The sequence below is a fragment of the Natronomonas sp. genome, assembly GCF_036625485.1.
In the GTDB taxonomy this organism is placed as follows: Archaea; Halobacteriota; Halobacteria; order Halobacteriales; family Haloarculaceae; genus Natronomonas.
This window is the reverse complement of the sequence record NZ_JAZKTR010000200.1, coordinates 1-3,733: the sequence shown is the minus strand read 5'-3', so window position 1 is coordinate 3,733 and position 3,733 is coordinate 1. Positions and strand designations below refer to the sequence as shown.

General features: G+C 66.4%; 3 protein-coding genes. 1 reads left to right on the top strand and 2 read right to left on the bottom strand.

The annotated features are described in order from the left end of the window. Both cofH and V5A53_RS13680 read right to left on the bottom strand, forming a co-directional pair. A partial coding sequence (cofH, locus tag V5A53_RS13685; RefSeq protein ID WP_332314175.1) for a 7,8-didemethyl-8-hydroxy-5-deazariboflavin synthase subunit CofH occupies positions 1-1,186 on the bottom strand: 1,186 nt, incomplete at its 3' end. Positions 1,187-1,269: 83 nt separating this feature from the next. Beyond that, positions 1,270-2,187, bottom strand: coding sequence for an isoaspartyl peptidase/L-asparaginase (locus V5A53_RS13680; RefSeq protein ID WP_332314174.1), 918 nt, complete (start codon positions 2,185-2,187; stop codon positions 1,270-1,272). A gap of 149 nt (positions 2,188-2,336) precedes the next feature. Between V5A53_RS13680 and icd the strand changes: the two genes are divergently transcribed. Next, the gene (gene icd / locus V5A53_RS13675) at positions 2,337-3,593 is read left to right on the top strand and encodes an isocitrate dehydrogenase (NADP(+)) (protein ID WP_332314173.1); all 1,257 of its coding nucleotides are present in this window, start codon (positions 2,337-2,339) and stop codon (positions 3,591-3,593) included. Positions 3,594-3,733 lie beyond the last annotated feature (140 nt).

Sequence of the window (3,733 nt, the reverse complement as noted above, 5' to 3'; positions counted from 1 at the left end):
CGCCGGCGCGCTTGGTGATCTCCTCGGAGAGAATCGTTCCCATGAAGTCGTCGGCACCGCAGTTCAGCATCTTCAGGCCCTGCGTATCGCCGTATTTCACCCACGAGGACTGGATGTGGTCGATGTTATCGAGGTAGAGTCGCGAGACGGCGATCATCAACTCGTCTTCGTCGGTCGTCGCGCCGGCCTCGACCATGCCGCGTTCCTTCAGCGGCGTATCGTGGTGGATGAATGAGAGGGGGACGAACTCCGTAATCGCGCCGGAACGGTCCTGTAGGTCCCGTATCCGGTCGAGATGCATCGCGCGGTGGGCCTCGTTTTCGACGTGGCCGTACATGACCGTCGCCGTCGTATCGAGACCGACCGCGGCGGCGGCTTCCATCGCCTCGACCCACTCGTCGGCGCCGACTTTGCCGGGGCAGATGACCTCTCGGACCTCGTCGACGAGGATCTCGGCGGCCGTGCCCGGAACCGAGCTCAGGCCGGCGTCCTTGAGGCGCTGGAAGACCGTCTGGTAGCTCCAGTCGGTGCCGCGGCGGGCGTGGTAGGCCTCCTCCGGCGTCATCGAGTGGACGTGGGCGCCCGTCGCGCTCATCGCTTCCATCTGCTCAACGTAGGTACCGGGATCGACATCGTACTCCTCGGGCGGTTTGTAGTTGAGTTCGCCGCCGGCCTCCGTGGGGACGGCGTCGAGGATCTCGCGGTGCTCCTCGTCGAGCACGAACGCGGGGTGGAGACCCGACACCGACGTCACCTCGTAGACGCCGCGGTCGACGGCGTCGGCGACGATGTCGCGGGACTGGGCGGGCGTCTTGGTGAAGCCGGCGTTGTCGCCCTCGTAGTCGGCCTCGAAGCGCTGGGCGGCGTCCTTGAAGTTACAGAACAGACAGCCGACGTTGCAGGCGGTGGTGACGTTGTTGTTGATGTTGGCGACGAAGGTGACCTCCTCGCCGACCACCTCCGCGCGGCGACGGTCGGCCGCTTCGAGGACCTGCTCTTTGCGCTGGAGGTCGATGCCCTCGGTGTCGGTGCCGGTCGTCAACAGTTCGATGGCGTCGTCGATATCGAGGCGGTCGCCGGCCCGCGCTTTCGCCAGCGCGTTCTCGAAGGACTGGTCGGTTTCGGGCCGGTGGTCGAAGGCGAACTCCTCGCGGGGGACGTTCGCCGACGCCTCGAACGCGTCCATATCACCCCCTTCTTTTCGAGCGTCAAAACCCCCACGGGTACCGGCGATTCCGTCGAGGTGTCCGGCTCTGGCCGCCCCCGCAGTCAGAGACTGCCGTCGACGGCGGTTTGCATGGCGTCGCTGTTGTAGGCCTCACCGAACTCGCCGTCGGGCGTCATGACGATGACGCCCGCCGAGCCGTCGACGAGGTCGCCGAACTCCGCGAGGGCGGCGTCGGCGGCTTGTTGGGCGTCGAGGCCGTCCTCGAGGAACTGGCTGGCGCGCCGCGAGAGGTTCAGACGAGCGATGTCCTCGCCGGCACCGGTCGCCGAGACGCCGCCGACCTCCGAGCAGTAGAAGCCGGAACCGATCTGCGGCACGTCGCCAACGCGACCAGCCAATGCCAGCCACCGGCCGCCCGTCGACGTGGCGGCCGCGATGTCCTCGCCGTCGGTCGCAACCGCGCCGACGGTGTCGTGGTCGCGGTCCGCCGGTGCGTTGTCCGTGTCGTCATCAGGTCCTCGCTCGCCTTCGGGGTCGCCGCCGAAGCGCTCGCTGACCCACTCGGCGTGGCCACGCTTGTCGCCGTCCGGGTACTCGTCCAGTTCGTCCCACTTCTCCTGCATCCGCTCGGACCACAGATCGACACCCGTCTCGACGTCGTAGGCCTCGGCGAGGTCGACGGCGTGGACGCCCGACAGCAGGACGTGCGGCGTCTCCTCCTTGACGAGACGTGCGACGTCGATAGCTGCCTCGACCCCGGGCATACTGCAGGCCGCGCCGGCCTCGCGGTCGTCGGTCATCAGGCCCGCGTCGGTGCGGATGTAGCCGTCCGACTGGACGGCCGACCCGACACCGGCGTTGAACCACGGGTCGGCCTCCAGCGTCCGAATCGCCGCGCGGACCGCCTCCGTCGGGTCCGTCTCGGCGGCGCCTGCGGCCGCGGCCTCGTCGAGTACCTGCTGTCGATCGTCGGGTTCGTCGGGCGGACTTCCGGCGCCGCCGTGGACGATGATGCGCATACCCGGAGTCGGGGCGACGGCGAGTTACGCGTTGTGCCTTCGGTCGGTTTCGGACGGTCGGCCACTTGATAAAGTCCTTCCTGTTTGTTCATGCAAAATTCGCCGCGAGAGCGGTACGCCTTTCAGGGGGCCCGTAGAACTCCATCCATATGGGATACGACAAAGTCGAGGTGCCCGCCGAGGGCGAGAAAATCGAGGTAACGGAGGACGACGAACTCGTCGTACCTGATGACCCCATCATTCCCATCATCCACGGGGACGGAATCGGGACGGACGTGGGACCGGCCGCACAGAAGGTGCTGCAGGCCGCCGCGGACGCGACGGGACGGGAGATTCACTGGATGCGCGTCTACGCCGGCGAATCCGCCCGCGAACGCTACGACGAGAACCTGCCGCAGGAGACCGTCGACGCCATCCGGGAGTACAAGGTCGCCATCAAGGGCCCGCTGACGACGCCCGTCGGCGCCGGCTTCCGCAGCCTCAACGTCGCGCTCCGCAAGAAGCTCGACCTCTATACGAACATTCGGCCGACCTACCACCTCGACGGCGTCCCCTCGCCCGTCAAGCGCCCGGAGCAGATGGACATGGTCTCCTTCCGGGAGAACACCGAGGACGTCTACGCCGGCATCGAGTGGGAAGCCGGCACCGACGACGTCGAGAAGGTCCGCGACTTCATCGAAGACGAGATGGGCTTCGATTCGACCATCCACGACGGCCCCGTCGGCATCGGCATCAAGCCGATCACCGAGTTCGGTACCAAGCGCCTCGTCCGCAACGCCATCGACTACGCACTCGAAAACGACCGCGATTCGGTCACGCTCGTCCACAAGGGCAACATCATGAAGTTCACCGAGGGCGCCTTCCGCGACTGGGGCTACGAGGTCGCCGAAGAGGAGTACGGCGACGAGGTCATCACCGAGGACACGCTCTGGGAGGAGCGTGACGGCGAACAGCCCGAGGACGCCGTCGTCGTCAACGACCGCATCGCCGACAACATGCTCCAGCAGATCCTCACCCGAACCGATCAGTACGACGTGCTGGCGCTGCCGAACCTCAACGGCGACTACCTCTCGGACGCCTGTGGCGCCCAGATCGGTGGCCTCGGCATCGCGCCCGGCGCCAACATCGGCGACGGCCGCGTCCTCGCCGAGCCCGTCCACGGCTCCGCACCCAAGTACGCCGGCCAGGACAAGGTCAACCCCTCCGCGATGATTCTCTCCGGCCGCATCATGCTCGAACAGATGGGCTGGGACGACGCCGGCGACCTCATCCGCGACGCCGTCGAGCAGACCATCTCCTCGAAGAAGGTCACCTACGACATCGAACGCCAGATCGAAGGCGGCGAGAAACTGGCGACGAGCGAGTTCGCGCAGGAAGTCGTCGACAACCTCTACGACCTCGCCTAGGGTCGTAGCCGAGATTTCGGTTTCCGAGACTCGCGGTTTCGCTTTTCGTCTTCGACCGTGTTTCCGACGTACCAGCCGGTACTACACCCCTGTCTGACGTGTCGTAGAGGTATAGCCGTCACGTCGGTCGGTTTTATCCT